Source organism: Mycobacterium sp. RTGN6 (assembly GCF_033804605.1).
In the GTDB taxonomy this organism is placed as follows: Bacteria; Actinomycetota; Actinomycetes; order Mycobacteriales; family Mycobacteriaceae; genus Mycobacterium.
Map to the genome: position 1 here is coordinate 1 of NZ_JAPZKZ010000015.1, position 13875 is coordinate 13875.

Sequence of the window (13875 nt, forward strand, 5' to 3'; positions counted from 1 at the left end):
GAGGCGGTGAGGTAGCGGCCAGCCCGCACGGGTTTGCGGGTGATGGTGTAGGACACCGACTTTCCGCCGATGATCCGCGCCTTCCATTCGCCGCCGCGGTGGGCGAATACGGCCTGACCGGAGAGCAGGTAGCGGCCGCGGGTGGCGTTGGCCAGATGCTCCAACGGCTTCGGCAGCCGCACACTGACCTGGCCGTCCGGGCTGACGGTGATGGTGAGATTGCCGTGGGGCTCATCGCCGGAGCCGTTGACGGTGATCCGGTACCGGGCCGCGTCCCAACGGTCGCGCCACTGCGCCGGTGTGAGGCCCGCGGTGTCGAGGTGGTGGCGGGTCTTGGCCAGCCGCTTGCCGCCTTCGACAACCCGCACGCGATTAGCGGCCCTGTCGGCCTCCACGCGGGTCAGCTCGGCGCGTAGATGCTGCAGCCGGCGCTGCTTTTCGAACCGTTCCGCGCGGGTGGGATAGCCCTTCGCGGACTTGGTCTTTCGGCGTTGCTTGCGTTGCTGCGGTGTCAGCGTGTCCTCAGTCGGCTGTGCGAGGCGTTTCTCGATCGTGGCGATCGCGGCGCGCAAGCCGATGATGTGGCGGTTCTGGGCGTCGCGCGACAGTCGGTATTGGTCGTCGTTGGCGGCGATGATCGCGTTGGCCCACCGCGCACTGGACTGTGCTGTCAACGCCTTCTTGCGCGTGTTGAGCCGGTCCCTGCGAGCGTGGCGCCGCGCATCGGTGTCCGGGTCCTGTGGCAGCGGCTGGGGACGACAAACCACGGTCAGGTCAGTGCGGCGCAACCGGCCCATATGCTCGGCCACTTGATCAAGTACGTGTTCATCGGCTGGTGTGGTCCGCAGCCGGGTCGTGATCGCCACACCCGCCGGCGCCGCTACCGGCGTCACGCCACGCCATTCCCGCAACTTCCGGGCCGTCATAGGACATCACCGCTCCTGGTCTCGGCTGCCACCGCGGCGCATCGTCGTTTCGTCCGGCTCAACGGTGGCCGTGAACACCATCGGCGAGTGCGCGCTCATGACCCGACCATCTCAAACGCCACCGACAAAGACCCCCGTGACCGACCACGGCCAACAGACCGACCAACAGCTAGCAACCCAGGTGCGCCATAACCCGTTAGCACGGTCACTATCGCGTCAAGCGCGGCGAGCACGTGTTTGGCTTCGGGCTCACCCGGTGCGATACGCTGTCGTGGCTCTACGCGGGGTGTGGCGCAGCTTGGTAGCGCGCTTCGTTCGGGACGAAGAGGTCGTGGGTTCGAATCCCGCCACCCCGACCGCGTTGACGCAGTTCAGAGGCCCTAGCCGGTTCGTCCGGTTGGGGCCATCTGCATTCCAGTCCGCAGTCAGTCCGCAGTAGATTCGACAGCCCGTTCGAGCACGCGCCCGCGGGCATCGTCGAGCGCCGCCGCGACCATCTCCAGGTCGTGGGGAAACAGGTCTGCGTAGGTGTCCAGGGTCAACACCGCGGACGCGTGCCCGAGCATCGTCTGCACAGCCTTCGGGTTCGCCCCGCGGAGATCGCAAGCGGCGCCGCGGTGTGACGCAGATCGTGCGGCGTGACGAGCGGAAACTCAGGCGTGATGGCCGATCCGCATACAGCGACTTCCTTCTCGCGGTGAAGGTCCGTTGCAGCCGACAGGGCGACGACGGCCGGCGCGAGCACGCGCGGCCGCCAGGTCGACACCCGCAGCACTCCCCCGGCTGGCGCGGTGAACACAAGCTCATCGCGGCCCTTGCCTCGCATCAGCGCGGCGAGCTCGTCGACCAAGAACCGCGGGAAAGGCACCGAGCGCCGCTCATGGGACTTCGGCGTCGACCACACCACCTTTCCGCCCACCTCGGCGACGGCGTGGTGCACGTGCACGCGGCGGCGCAGCATGTCGACGGCCTCCACCCGAAGCGCCGCCATCTCGCCCCACCGCAGCCCGGTGTAGGCCAGGAACCGCACGGCGCTCGCGTTCCTCTCATCCCGGCGGACAAGTAGCTCGACCTGATCGTGTGTCAGATACCCGCGCGAGCGGTGCTGCCGCCGCGGCGCCTTCACACCCGCACAGGGATTCCGCGCGAGGCGGCGATCTACGACGGCGAGCTCAGGGACCTGGCGCAGAACGCTCAGCGCGTTTTCGATCGTCGCTGGCCCAGCGCCTGCCGCCTTCGTGTCCTGCACCCACGCCTTGACGTCCGATGTCTGTACGTCCGCGACGGCAGTCGAAGCCCACCGATCCTCGACGTGAGCCGACCATGTCACGGCACGCGTCGCCATTGTTGTTGCCTTCAGATGCCCTTGCGTTCCAGTCCATTTCGCGTGCACGTCGCGGACCGTCACTAGACCGGCCTTAGGCGCGACGTACGCGCCGGTTACCTGGGCCGCGACGATCTCGTCCAGCCATCGCTGAGCGTCAATGCGGCGCTCGAACGACTTCGTATTTTAGGCGCCTTGGTCGTCTACATACCTTGCAAGCCAACGCTTTCCCTTGCCTGCGCGCGCAGTAGGCTGGCCGTCGGCGCGACGCCAACGATCCTCCACACCACTGCGGCGGTTACGTCTCTGCATCTTTGGCCGCCTGCCGGAGAATCCTCAAGGCTTCGCCAAAATCTAACGGGATATTGCCAAGGCGCTCATGAGAGACGCGACCGAACGTATGTGGCGAATGACCAAGTACAGCAAGCAGCTTCCGGCAGACCGCCTCCACACCTATCGCATCGTTTGCGATCTTCCGTAGTTCATCCGGCGGTAACAGCACGCGCGCCTCGGCGTCGGCCGCGAGTATGACCGCCAAGAAATAGGCGTCGGAGTACAGCGCCTCGATCTGAGCTAGGACCGCTGCATGCCTGTTTCGCAACTCCGTATAGGCATCACGGACTTCGATTAACCCAGCGGGCTCGTCTGGTTCCATGTCGCGCGTCAGCTGGTCGATGCTGACGTCAAGAACCTTCGCAATTGCCAGGGCCTCGGCCAGCTTCATCTCGCGCTGACCCTTCTCGATCCGAGTGATTGCCGAGGGGTCGAGCTTCACGGCAGCCTTCTCAAGCAACAACTCACTGAGCCTTCGCTGAGACACATTTATGGCGGCCCGCCGTTGTCGAACTGCCTTCCCGAAGTCGCGGGCAACCCCGTCCGGCTTGTGTTGCATATTCAACACCATAGTGCTTGACACGCATCACAACAGGGGTCATGATTCTGGTGTCAAATCAACACCACAGTGTGATAGGAGCACTAGCGATGGACTTACTAGGTGTGCGAACCGCGAGCTCGTACCTTGGCATTCCCGAAGCGACTCTTCGGTACTGGCGCCATGCGGGCCACGGACCGGCGAGCTTCAAGATGGGGCGCCGATTGGTGTACCGGCGAGAAGAGCTTGAGCGGTGGATCTCTGCACAAGAAACAGCCACCCTGCGCGGTGGCGGCCCAGCGGCATGATGCGCCGTCGGCAATCAAGCGTTGGGGTCCGGGCAGGTGTGTTCCGTCCACTGGCTGCCGTCCCAGTATCGGAGGGTCTCCGCGGCTCCGCTTGGATCAGGAAACCAGCCAGCCTTGACGTTGCCAGTGAATGGTTCGGGGATTCCGACGTCGTTGTACAGACCGCACCCCCGGCACCTGAGCCGCTTCTTTGCCGCCAGCGCCCCGGCTACACCCACCGGCCCGACTATCGCGAAGCCGACTGTCGCTCCCAGGACCTTCGACCCTGTGCGCCGCCGCGTCTCCAGCCCCTTGCTACCGCAGTTCCAACAGCGCAGTTCCCCATCGTCATCGACACGCACCCGCATGCTCACTTCGCGACCGTACCGCTGTCGCTTCGACGTTGCCCCCTATTCATTCGCGGAGTCCCTGCCGCGGTTGAAGAGCCGCACCGCGGCGGGCCCGTGCAGTACCTCGCAGTGCTCGCCGGGCCCGTTCGGGCAGCGGCTGGACGGGTTCGTGATCCATGTGCCAGGCCGTGGTCCGGACGAGCTCGCCGACGATGGGCACAAATGCCAGTGTCCGCCGTCGACGAACAGCAGGCGATACGCCTCCGGTGCACGAACTACGAGCGCTACGTCACACAGCAGGCGCACACCGAGATCGGCGTCAAGGCGCACAACGACTACTTCCACGAGTTGATGGCCCACGGATCCTGGGATAACTCGCCGACGTGGGTGTTTGCCAATGTCAGTGCCCTCGTGCAAGCTGTACGTGCGGTAGTTGAGTGACGTGGGTGTGGTAGCTGCACGGAACTTCGCGAAGGGGCTCCGGGTGACCGGGGCCCCTTTCGTATGCGCGACACACCCCACGACACGCCGTTGACTGTCGGAACGCTCGGTTACGGTTTGTTCACCACACCTGAGTGTCCGTCAATCAACCCGAGGGAGAGTCACCATGACCCACAGCCCGTTCCTCGCCGCCGCGTCAAGGATGTTCCGTGCACGAGACGCTATCGGGTAGCCCGAACTCAGGGTTGAGCCGCTGGCTCCCCACACTCCAAGCACACCGGCACGCCGGAATAACCGGTGATCCGCCCGTCCTGGGCCATCACCACCGCCCCATGCTTCGCAGCTTCAGGGTCGTTTGGTCGACCCTGAAGGCGGAACCACTCGTTGCCGCACTGTCGGCACCGCAGCGGATCCGTCCCGCTCAGTGGCACTCGCCGCCGATCATCAAGGGATACAACGCGATTCATGAGAGGAGGTTACGTTGAGTCGCAGCAGTGGTAGGCCCCTGGGGCCCGACAACACGTTCAAGACGGGACAGCGCGTCCCGTTCGACGGTTACTGGGTCGATCAGTACGGCCAGGTAAATAGGTTCGAAGCACACACCACCTTCCCGCCCGTAGTGGCGCGGAAAGGCGGTGAGTGCGCCTTCCGTCGGTTCGTCCGCAACGCTCAGGCCACGGCCTGATCTATCCCGCGTTCCGAGCCGAGTCACCGGAAGGGGGTGATACCGGCGGGGGTTCCTGGGTCGCGTCTTGCACACGCGGCCCAGGGCCTCCGCCCTCATGGTGCTCTCGATGGTGATGGTGTGCACCATATTGCACAGTTTTGCACCGTGGCCCGATTTGGTCGAGTCCAGTATCCGGTGTCGTGATCGTATCGACGTCTTCCGACAACTCCGCCGAAGCAAAGCTCCCGTGATCGAACGGGGAGTGGGTGCCAATCCGCAGCCAGTCCGCAGCAATTCCAGCGCGTGCTACCGACACCCAACGCTCCCAACGGTCTAACGTGCTTCTATCTCACGCAACCAACACGACCGTTTCGAGCAAACGCCCAGGTGAGATCGTTCGGGACGAAGAGGTCGTGGGTTCGAATCCCGCCACCCCGACCGCGTGTGATGTCGCAAGACACACGAATAGCTCTGGACCCCACGTTTGTGGGTTCAGGGCTTTTTTCGTGGCATGACGACGCTGTGAATCGGCTGCGCGCACGGTGATGGGCGGCGAGCCCTTGAGGTTCGGGGACACTCGCGGGTTAGCGTCTGCCGATGCAGGATCGCTGTTCGTGCGGGCCCAGGTCGGTGTCGCGGCGGGAGGCGCTCAAGTACGCCGCCGCGGCGCCGGCGATCCTCGCGCTGGGCTCAGCGGCGGCGACGATGGCGGCGCCAAAGGTCCTGGCGGCCAACGGCATCGCCGGCAAGATCGTGTTTCTCGATCCGGGACACAACGGTGCCAACGACGCGTCGATCAACCGTCAGGTTCCCGACGGACGCGGCGGCACCAAGGAGTGTCAGACCACCGGAACCGCCACTGACGACGGATATCCCGAGCACACCTTCAACTGGGAGGTGGTCCTTCTCATCCGCGAAGCACTTACCCGGGCGGGTGTGCGAACCGCATTGTCGCGGGGCAACGACGACGCGCTGGGCCCCTGCGTCGACACGCGTGCCGCGATGGCCAATGCCCTGACACCCGACGCCGTCGTGAGCATTCATGCCGATGGCGGGCCGCCGTCGGGTTCCGGCTTTCACGTGAACTTCTCGGATCCGCCCGTCACAGAGGCGCAGGCAGGGCCTGCCGTGCAGTTCGCCAAGGTGATGCGAGACCAGCTCGTCGCCTCGGGACTGCAGACCTCGACGTACCGCGGGTCCGGGGGGCTGTACGGGCGCTCCGACCTGGCCGGGCTGAACTTGGCGCAGTATCCGTCGATCCTCATCGAACTCGGCAACATGAAGAACGCTGTAGAGGCCGCGCAGTTGAAAAGCCCCGAGCGCCGCGTCGGGTATGCGGCCGCGGTCGCGCAAGGCATCGCCAACTACCTCAGCCAAACGCCGTCCCACTGAGGGCGGATACCCCTTATTGGCAATGGTTTCCATTAGTACGGTACAGTCCGGATCGACCCTTGTCGAAAATCATTGTCATTAAGGCGGGAAGGAAGACTGATTTGGAAGTACGTTGCGCACCAGCTTCGTTGGCCGTCGTATCGCCTGATCTCGACGGAATAGCTAGCGGAACAATCCAGCTCAGCGTCCCGCTACTCGACGGCGTCATCCAGGTAGGCATCGGCGGGGACGTCGCCACGGCCACGATCCAGGTGTCCAAGACCCCCACCACGGTCACGGTCCGGCGAACTGACGGCGCACCAATGCAAGCCCAGATACTTCACGAACATCAGGGTTACGCCGGACCGACGGTCCGGACGAACGTCTTCCGCACACCGGTGGATTGCCTCAGGCTCGAACAACGAGTCAGCGAGAACGGTCCGAGCCTTTGGTTCCCCGCCGAAACGGAGCACGTCAACCAAGGCCAGGAGCTCAGCCGATTCGTCGCCACGATCGCAACGTTTGGCTTGGCAAAACAGCGCCAGGCTTCACGCTGCTGAAACGAGTGCGGCTACGCGACGATCGCGAGCCCACGCTCGACGCGTTGCGCCACCTTGGCGTACAGCACGTACGAGCTCAACTCGAACACGCCGAGCAGCAGCAACGGCCAGACCACTCCGGCGGCGACGCTGAGGCTCACCCGATGCGTTGCCGGGCGCAGCTCGTCGCCCACCCACTTGCTTGCGATGAACACGACGACGGCGGTGACGATCGCCGAGGCCACGTAGACGAGAACGCAGGTCCAGAGCACGACTACCCCCATTGGCTATTCGGTCGTGACTGCGAGTGCCCACCAAGTAGCCGAGCTAAACGCGCGAACCGCTACAGCCGGTCCTTGATGGCGGCCGCAAGCCGTGGGCGGTCCACCTTGCCCTCGGCGATGGCCTGCGCCGCCTTCATCACCAGGCCCATGTTCTTCTGGTGCGGACGCGCCCCGAGCTCTTCGGCGACCTGAGCGATGGCCGTGTTGACCACGTTGGCCACCTCGTCGTCGTTCAGCTGGGTCGGCAGGTACTCGTCGATGACGGAGGCCTCGGCCCTTTCGGTGGCGGCGAGCTCGCCGCGGCCGTTGGTCACGTAGATCTCGGCGGCCTCACCACGCTTGCGGGCCTCCCGGGCGAGCACCGTGAGCACCTCGTCGTCCGAGAGCTCGCGGGACTGCTTGCCGGACACCTCCTCCGCCTGGATCGCGGCGATGGCCATGCGCAGCGTCGCGGTGCGCAACTTGTCCTGTGCCTTCATCGCCGTCGTCAGGTCCGCGCGCAGCCGATCCTTGAGTTCCGCCATGGGCTAGACGCTACGCCGGGGACTCGTCGCCTTGGTGCTGCTCGGCCAACGCGCCGATGCGCGACAGGTCGGCGCGCAGCGCGTCGGTCCGGTCATCGTGGGACGGCATCAGCACGCCGACCATGGCGGACACCCATGCGGGCATCGCGACGATCTGATAGGCCTGCGTGAGTCTCGTCCCCGTGGGGGTCGGCTCCAGGCGGAAGTGCCACGCGGTGGCGTCCCCCTGTCCGCCTGACGTGACGTACCCGAAGTCGAGGGGCGCTTCGAAGCGGAAGATCGTGCACGTCCGCGACCAGGTGGTGCGGCCGGTGCGATTGGCCCCGGCGAACTTCACGCCCAGTCCGGATTCGGTTGCGCCGTCAAGGAACTCGACTCCGCAGCATTCGTGGCTCCACTCCGGTGTGCGCGTGGGATCGGCGACGATCCGCCACACCGCATCGACGGGGGCGGCGACGTCGACGCCGACGGTGCAGCTCAGGTGCCGCTTCAGCCCCGAGTGCTCGGGCAGATACCAGCGCCGGTACGCCTCGCGCCGGTACCGACGTCGCGCGCCGAACGCCGCCAATCGGGACGCGGGCGAGTGGAAGCGCGTGCGGATCAGCGCCCTCGCCTCGTCGTCCGCGTCGTCCGCGAGCCAACACGCGAGCGCAGCCCGGTGCGCGCTGGACGATGGTTCAACGACGAATTCGTCCTGACCCTGCGACACAACGCTTCTCGCCATCCACGCCATGTGGTCCGCGATGGCGGTGCGCTGCGCGGGATCGGGCCCCGGCCATCGGGTCAACACCGCGTCGGCGCGGGCGACGTCGCGATCGCGAGCACGGCGGGCGACGCCGGCCAGGTCGGGGTCCACGGTGTGGGTCACGCGGCCATTATCGGTGGTACGACGGTGCACGTTGTCAAGACCGGCGACGATCGACAGGATGGTGTGATGAGCAACGAGGTCGGCGGGTTCGATCCGGTCGGCCTCCCGTCACCGCAGGGTGGATCGCCGCCCGCATACGCTCAGCCGCCAGTTGCGCCGAGTATGCCGCCCGCGCATCCGAATCCGGCCCCCGGCTATCCGCCGCCGAGCTACTACCCACCCAGTTACCCGCAGCCCGGCTACCCCGGCTATCCGCCGCGGGGCTACGCCCACGGTTACCCTCAGGCCCCGTACCCGTACCCGTACCCTCAGGCTCAATACCCGCCGCCGGGCTACGGCTATCCACCACCGAGTTACCCGGGCGCCGTAGCTGCGGCCCTCAAGCCGGGCATCATCCCGTTGCGTCCACTCACCCTGTCCGAGATCTACAACGGCGCGATCGCCTACGTCCGCATGAATCCAAAGGCAACGTTGGGCATGACCGCCATCGTGGTGGTCGTCTCGCAGGTCATCGGGCTGGTGCTCCAGATCTGGCCGTTGGCCGCCCTGGGCGCGCTGAACCCGTCGACGTTCGACCCCTTGAGCGGCAGTGAGCCCTCCGACGAGGCGTTGATCGGGTCGATGCTGTCCAGCTTCGCCGGGCTGGCCGCCACCGGCTTGGCGTCCATCGTGCTGAGCGGGCTGCTCACGGTGATCGTGGGACGGGCGGTGTTCGGTTCCAAGATCACCGCCGGGGAGGCGTGGCAGCGTGCCCGCGGACGCCTGCTCCCCTTGTTCGGGCTGACGGTGCTGCAGGCGGTCGGTCTCACGCTCGTCATCGTCGTTGCCGTCGTGTTGACCGTCTTAGCCGAGTACGTCGGTGGCGTGGCGGCGGCGGTGATCGTCGGCATCCTCATGTTCGTGGTGGTCGTCGTACTGATGATCTACGTGAGCACCATCCTGGTCTTCGCGCCCGCCCTCGTCGTGCTGGAGCGGCTCGGCATCGTACCCGCCATCGCGCGGTCGTTCGCCTTGGTGCGCAAGGACTTCTGGCGGGTGTTCGGCATCTGGGTGCTCGCGATGATCGTCGCGTACCTCATCACCATGGCCGTGTCGGCGCCCTTCACCATCGTCGGGGAGGTGCTGATGATGACGAGCGAATCCACGAACAGACTGGTGATCGCAATGGTGCTCATCGGCGTCGGTGGGGCCATCGGCCAGATCATCACCGCTCCGTTCAGCGCCGGGGTGGTGGTGCTGCTGTACACCGATCGCCGGATCCGTGCCGAGGCGTTCGACCTGGTACTGCAGACGGGTGCGACGGCTCCGGCCGACGCGCCTGCCGACTCCACCGACCACCTCTGGCTGACCGCGCGCTCGTGACGTGTCGGCGATAGACATCGGCCGCGACGCCGCACACGACGCCGCGCAGCAGGAACTCGGAAAGCCCATCTACCCCAAGGCATCCCTGACCGAACGCCTCTTCGACTGGATCGACGAGCTGCTGTACAAGATCATGGTGGAGGGCTCGTCGGTACCCGGCGGCTGGTTCACCGTGACGGTGCTGATCCTGTTGCTCGTCGTGGCGGTCGTCGTGGCGATCCGCGTCGCGATGCGCACCATGCGTACCAACCGCGGTGGCGGCGGCGCACTGTTCGGCAGCCAAGAACTGAGCGCCGCTCAACACCGTGCCACCGCGGAACTGTGCGCCGCTGCGGGTGATTGGGCCGCAGCCATTCGGCATCGATTGCGCGCCGTCGCGCGTCAGCTGGAGGAGACGGCCGTGCTCAACCCGGTGCCAGGGCGCACCGCCACCGAGCTTGCCCGCGACGCGGGTGCCGCCATTCCGGGGCTGTCCGGTGAATTACGCAGCGCTGCGGAGGCATTCAACGACGTGACCTACGGGGAGCGGCCGGGCACCGAGGCTGGCTACCGGTTGATCGTGGCCCTCGACGAGCACCTGCGCTCACGCCAGTCGACCAGCGTCGACGGCGCCGCGGCGGCGGACCCGAACGACTGGGTGGAGGTCAGATGACAACCACGGCCGTCGGTCCCACGCTCGGGCAACGCTGGCGCACCATCCGCTGGGTGCTACTGACCCTGGTCGTGCTGACCGCCATCTCGGTGGTCGGCATCTATCTGACGGCGCCGCGCCCCGGCGGCCGCATGGATCCCACGGCCACCTCGACGGACGGCGCACACGCCCTAGTGGCCCTGCTGCGTGATCACGGCGTCGAGGTGGTCGAGGCCGACAGCATCGACGACGTGGCCAAGGCGATGCGACCCGACGCCCTACTGCTCGTCGCCCAGACGCACTACCTGGTCAACGAGGACGCACTGCGGCGATTGGCCGACCTGCCGGGCGACCGGCTGCTGGTGGAACCGGTGTCGCGCACCCGGGAGGCGTTGGCGGCGGAGGTTCGCGCCGGCGACGAGAGCAGCTTCGGGGGCGACCCAGGATGCGACATGCGCGAAGCCGACCGCGCCGGCGACGTCGAGTTGGGCATCAGCGCCACTTATGAGGCGACGGGCGACGCCACGCTGACCCGGTGTTATGACGGCGCGCTGGTGCGCTACTCCGACGACGGCCGGACCGTCACGGTCGTCGGTAGTTCCGACTTCATGACCAACGGCGGACTGCTGGCGCGCGGCAACGCCGCCCTTGCGATGAATCTCGCCGGGGCGCGCCCGCGCGTCGTCTGGTATGCGCCGCAGCACGTCGAAGGCGAGTCCGACTCCAGCGCTTCACTTCTCGACCTCATCCCGGCACGGGTGACGTGGATCGTGCTTCAGCTGGTCCTGGTGGTGCTGCTCGTCGCACTGTGGAAGGGCCGCCGGATCGGACCCCTCGCCGCCGAAGACCTGCCGGTGGTGGTGCGCGCGTCGGAGACGATCGAGGGGCGGGGTCGCTTGTACCGGTCCCGGCGGGCACGCGACCGTGCCGCCGACGCACTGCGGACGGCGGCACTGCAGCGCACGGTGCCGCGCCTCGGCCTTGGCGTGCAGTCGGATCCCGCTGCGGTCGTGCAGTCCGTCGCACACCGCGTTGGCGGTGATCCGGCGATGATCGCGCACTGGCTGTACGGACCCGCGCCGGAGACCGACGACGAACTCACCGAACTCTCCCGCCAACTGGATCACCTCGAAAGGCAGGTCGCACTCTCATGAACGAGCCAGCGGATCAGGCACGGAAGGCGTTGCTGGACTTGCGCACCGAGCTCGCCAAGGCCGTGGTCGGGCAGGACGCCGTCGTCAGCGGGCTGGTGATTGCGCTGCTGTGCCGCGGCCACGTGCTCCTGGAAGGCGTACCAGGCGTGGCCAAAACGCTGCTGATCCGAGCGCTCGCCGCTGCCCTGCAACTGGAGTTCAAGCGGGTGCAGTTCACTCCGGACCTGATGCCCGGTGACGTCACGGGGTCGTTGGTCTACGACGCCCGCACCGCGGAGTTCGAGTTCCGCTCGGGCCCGGTGTTCACCAACCTGCTGCTGGCCGACGAGATCAACCGGACCCCGCCCAAGACGCAGGCGGCGCTCCTGGAGGCCATGGAGGAGCGGCAGGTCAGCGTGGACGGTGAACCTCGCCCACTGCCCGATCCGTTCATCGTCGCCGCGACGCAGAACCCGATCGAATACGAAGGCACGTACCAACTTCCGGAAGCTCAGCTCGATCGGTTCCTGCTCAAGCTCAACGTGCCGATCCCACCGCGCGACCAGGAGATCGCGATCTTGACGAGGCACGCGCACGGCTTCGACCCGCGCGACCTGTCGGCGATCCAACCGGTCGCGGGCCCCGCCGAACTGGCCGCAGGCCGTGCTGCCGTGCAGCAGGTGCTCGTCGCCGACGAGGTGCTCGGCTACATCGTCGACGTCGTCGGGGCCACCCGGCGGTCTCCGTCGCTGCAGCTCGGGGTGTCGCCTCGCGGTGCCACCGCACTGCTCGCCACCTCACGCACGTGGGCGTGGCTGTCGGGGCGCAACTACGTCACCCCCGACGACGTCAAGGCGATGGCACGCCCCACCTTGCGGCACCGGGTGGCGCTGCGGCCCGAGGCCGAACTCGAGGGCGCCAACCCCGACGGCGTACTGAACGGCATCCTGGCGGCCGTGCCGGTACCGCGCTAATGGTACTCACCGGCCGCGCTGGGCTGGTGGCACTGCTTTGCGTCCTGCCCATCGCCTTCTCACCCTGGCCCGCAACGGCATTCACGGCCCTGGCCTTGGCCTTGCTGTTGGCGATCTGCGTGGACGCGGCGCTGGCCGCCAACACCCGCGGACTGCGGTTCACGCGACTCGGTGACGGCTCGGCGCGGCTCGGCGAGCCGGTCGACGCCCGGCTGGTGATCGAGCACCGCGGCAAGCGCACGTTCCGCGGGCAGGTGCGCGACGCCTGGGCTCCCTCCACGCGCGCGGAGCCGCGCAGTCACGCAGTGAATGTCGCTGCGGGACAACGCGTGCAGGTCAGCACACTGCTGCGTCCCGTGCGTCGGGGTGATCACCAATCCGCCCTGGTGACAGCACGATCGGTCGGACCGCTCGGACTGGCGGGTCGGCAGAACTCGCATCGCGTGCCGTGGCAGGTGCGGATCCTGCCCCCCTTCCTGTCGCGCCAACACCTTCCCTCGCGCCTGGCGAGGTTGCGCGAGTTGGACGGCACCATCCCGGTGCTCATCCGCGGGCAAGGTACCGAGTTCGACTCGCTGCGGGAGTACGTCGTCGGCGACGACGTCCGCTCCATCGACTGGCGCGCCACCGCTCGGCGGGCCGACGTCGTCGTACGCACGTGGCGGCCCGAACGCGACCGCCGCGTCGTGATCGTGGTGGACACCGGCCGAACGTCGGCCGGCCGGGTCGGTGTCGACCCAACGGCGAGCGACCCAAGCGGCTGGCCACGCCTGGACTGGTCCTTGGACGCCGCGTTGCTGTTGGCCGCCTTGGCCTCTCGCGCTGGCGATCACATCGACTTCATAGCCCACGACAGGGTGTCGAGGGCAGGGGTGTACAACGCGTCGCGCAAGGAACTGCTCGCCCAGCTCGTCGAGGCGATGGCCCCGCTGCAACCGGCGCTGGTGGAGTCCGACGCACGCGCAATGGTGGCGACGGTCCGGCGTCGCGTCCGGCAACGCGCACTGGTGGTGCTCATGACCGACCTCAACTCCTCGGCGTTGGACGAGGGCCTGATGGGCGTGCTACCGCAGCTGACGGCCAAGCACCAGCTGCTGATCGCTTCGGTCGCCGACCCGCGCGTCGACCGGCTGGCCGCAGGCCGCGCCGATGCCGCCCAGGTGTACGACGCCGCGTCCGCGGAACGGGCGCGCAACGACCGCGGCCTGATGGCAACGCGGTTGCGCCGCATGGGAATCGACGTCGTAGATGCCGAGCCCGAGCAGCTGGCGCCCGCCCTGGCCGACCACTACCTCGCGATGAAGGCCAGCGGCAAGCTGTAGG

The 13875-nt window shown here is 67.1% G+C and carries 17 protein-coding genes and 1 tRNA gene; 10 read left to right on the forward strand and 8 right to left on the reverse strand.

What is annotated here, in order from left to right; all coding sequences use genetic code 11:
- Positions 1-926 (reverse strand): hypothetical protein (locus tag SLQ33_RS29870; protein ID WP_319457546.1); only part of this gene is annotated, 926 nt, incomplete at its 3' end.
- A 282-nt stretch (positions 927-1208) separates the two neighbouring features.
- Between SLQ33_RS29870 and SLQ33_RS29875 the strand changes: the two genes are divergently transcribed.
- Positions 1209-1282, forward strand: a tRNA-Pro gene (locus SLQ33_RS29875).
- A 69-nt stretch (positions 1283-1351) separates the two neighbouring features.
- Here the strand turns inward: SLQ33_RS29875 and SLQ33_RS29880 are convergent.
- The 3 genes from SLQ33_RS29880 to SLQ33_RS29890 form a co-directional block, all read right to left on the reverse strand.
- On the reverse strand, positions 1352-1492 hold the full coding sequence (locus tag SLQ33_RS29880) for a hypothetical protein (protein ID WP_319457547.1): 141 nt from the start codon (positions 1490-1492) through the stop codon (positions 1352-1354).
- Positions 1465-2271, reverse strand: coding sequence for a tyrosine-type recombinase/integrase (locus SLQ33_RS29885; RefSeq protein ID WP_319457548.1), 807 nt, complete (start codon positions 2269-2271; stop codon positions 1465-1467). Before SLQ33_RS29885 ends, SLQ33_RS29880 begins: the two co-directional genes overlap by 28 nt.
- 277 nt (positions 2272-2548) lie before the next feature.
- The gene (locus SLQ33_RS29890) at positions 2549-3154 is read right to left on the reverse strand and encodes a helix-turn-helix transcriptional regulator (protein WP_319457711.1); all 606 of its coding nucleotides are present in this window, start codon (positions 3152-3154) and stop codon (positions 2549-2551) included.
- A 77-nt stretch (positions 3155-3231) separates the two neighbouring features.
- Between SLQ33_RS29890 and SLQ33_RS29895 the strand changes: the two genes are divergently transcribed.
- Positions 3232-3429, forward strand: a complete 198-nt coding sequence (locus SLQ33_RS29895) for a helix-turn-helix domain-containing protein (RefSeq protein WP_319457549.1) — start codon at positions 3232-3234, stop codon at positions 3427-3429.
- 14 nt (positions 3430-3443) lie between these two features.
- Here the strand turns inward: SLQ33_RS29895 and SLQ33_RS33660 are convergent, their stop codons facing one another.
- Positions 3444-3776: a DUF2510 domain-containing protein gene (locus SLQ33_RS33660; protein ID WP_413467747.1), complete on the reverse strand. Its 333-nt coding sequence runs from the start codon at positions 3774-3776 to the stop codon at positions 3444-3446.
- Positions 3777-3980: 204 nt separating this feature from the next.
- On the opposite strand from SLQ33_RS33660, the gene SLQ33_RS29900 reads away from it, so the two are divergent.
- The 3 genes from SLQ33_RS29900 (at position 3981) to SLQ33_RS29910 (ending at position 6797) form a co-directional block, all read left to right on the forward strand.
- A complete protein-coding gene (locus SLQ33_RS29900; protein ID WP_319457550.1) occupies positions 3981-4199 on the forward strand; it encodes a hypothetical protein in 219 nt (72 codons plus the stop codon).
- Between the two features lie 1264 nt (positions 4200-5463).
- On the forward strand, positions 5464-6258 hold the full coding sequence (locus SLQ33_RS29905; RefSeq protein ID WP_319457551.1) for an Rv3717 family N-acetylmuramoyl-L-alanine amidase: 795 nt from the start codon (positions 5464-5466) through the stop codon (positions 6256-6258).
- Between the two features lie 59 nt (positions 6259-6317).
- Entirely contained in the window at positions 6318-6797 is a 480-nt protein-coding gene (locus tag SLQ33_RS29910; RefSeq protein ID WP_319457552.1) for a hypothetical protein, read from the forward strand.
- Between the two features lie 11 nt (positions 6798-6808).
- Here SLQ33_RS29910 and SLQ33_RS29915 read toward each other — a convergent pair whose 3' ends face one another.
- From SLQ33_RS29915 to SLQ33_RS29925, 3 genes are read right to left on the reverse strand one after another with little or no spacing between them, the layout of a single operon-like run.
- Entirely contained in the window at positions 6809-7060 is a 252-nt protein-coding gene (locus SLQ33_RS29915; protein WP_319457553.1) for a hypothetical protein, read from the reverse strand.
- 59 nt (positions 7061-7119) lie between these two features.
- Positions 7120-7584: a GatB/YqeY domain-containing protein gene (locus SLQ33_RS29920; RefSeq protein WP_319457554.1), complete on the reverse strand. Its 465-nt coding sequence runs from the start codon at positions 7582-7584 to the stop codon at positions 7120-7122.
- Positions 7585-7594: 10 nt separating this feature from the next.
- Entirely contained in the window at positions 7595-8452 is an 858-nt protein-coding gene (locus tag SLQ33_RS29925) for an SRPBCC family protein (protein ID WP_319457555.1), read from the reverse strand.
- A gap of 66 nt (positions 8453-8518) precedes the next feature.
- Here SLQ33_RS29925 and SLQ33_RS29930 point away from each other — a divergent pair, with 66 nt between their 5' ends.
- The 5 genes from SLQ33_RS29930 to SLQ33_RS29950 are packed head-to-tail and all read left to right on the forward strand — an operon-like array spanning position 8519 to position 13874.
- The gene (locus SLQ33_RS29930; RefSeq protein WP_319457556.1) at positions 8519-9814 is read left to right on the forward strand and encodes a hypothetical protein; all 1296 of its coding nucleotides are present in this window, start codon (positions 8519-8521) and stop codon (positions 9812-9814) included.
- A 1-nt stretch (position 9815) separates the two neighbouring features.
- Positions 9816-10466, forward strand: coding sequence for a DUF4129 domain-containing protein (locus tag SLQ33_RS29935; protein ID WP_319457557.1), 651 nt, complete (start codon positions 9816-9818; stop codon positions 10464-10466).
- Positions 10463-11599: a DUF4350 domain-containing protein gene (locus SLQ33_RS29940; RefSeq protein ID WP_319457558.1), complete on the forward strand. Its 1137-nt coding sequence runs from the start codon at positions 10463-10465 to the stop codon at positions 11597-11599. The genes SLQ33_RS29935 and SLQ33_RS29940 overlap by 4 nt, the downstream gene beginning before the upstream one ends.
- Positions 11596-12552, forward strand: coding sequence for a MoxR family ATPase (locus tag SLQ33_RS29945; RefSeq protein ID WP_319457559.1), 957 nt, complete (start codon positions 11596-11598; stop codon positions 12550-12552). Before SLQ33_RS29940 ends, SLQ33_RS29945 begins: the two co-directional genes overlap by 4 nt.
- Positions 12552-13874, forward strand: coding sequence for a DUF58 domain-containing protein (locus SLQ33_RS29950; RefSeq protein WP_319457560.1), 1323 nt, complete (start codon positions 12552-12554; stop codon positions 13872-13874). The genes SLQ33_RS29945 and SLQ33_RS29950 overlap by 1 nt, the downstream gene beginning before the upstream one ends.
- The last annotated feature ends 1 nt before the right edge of the window (position 13875 follow it).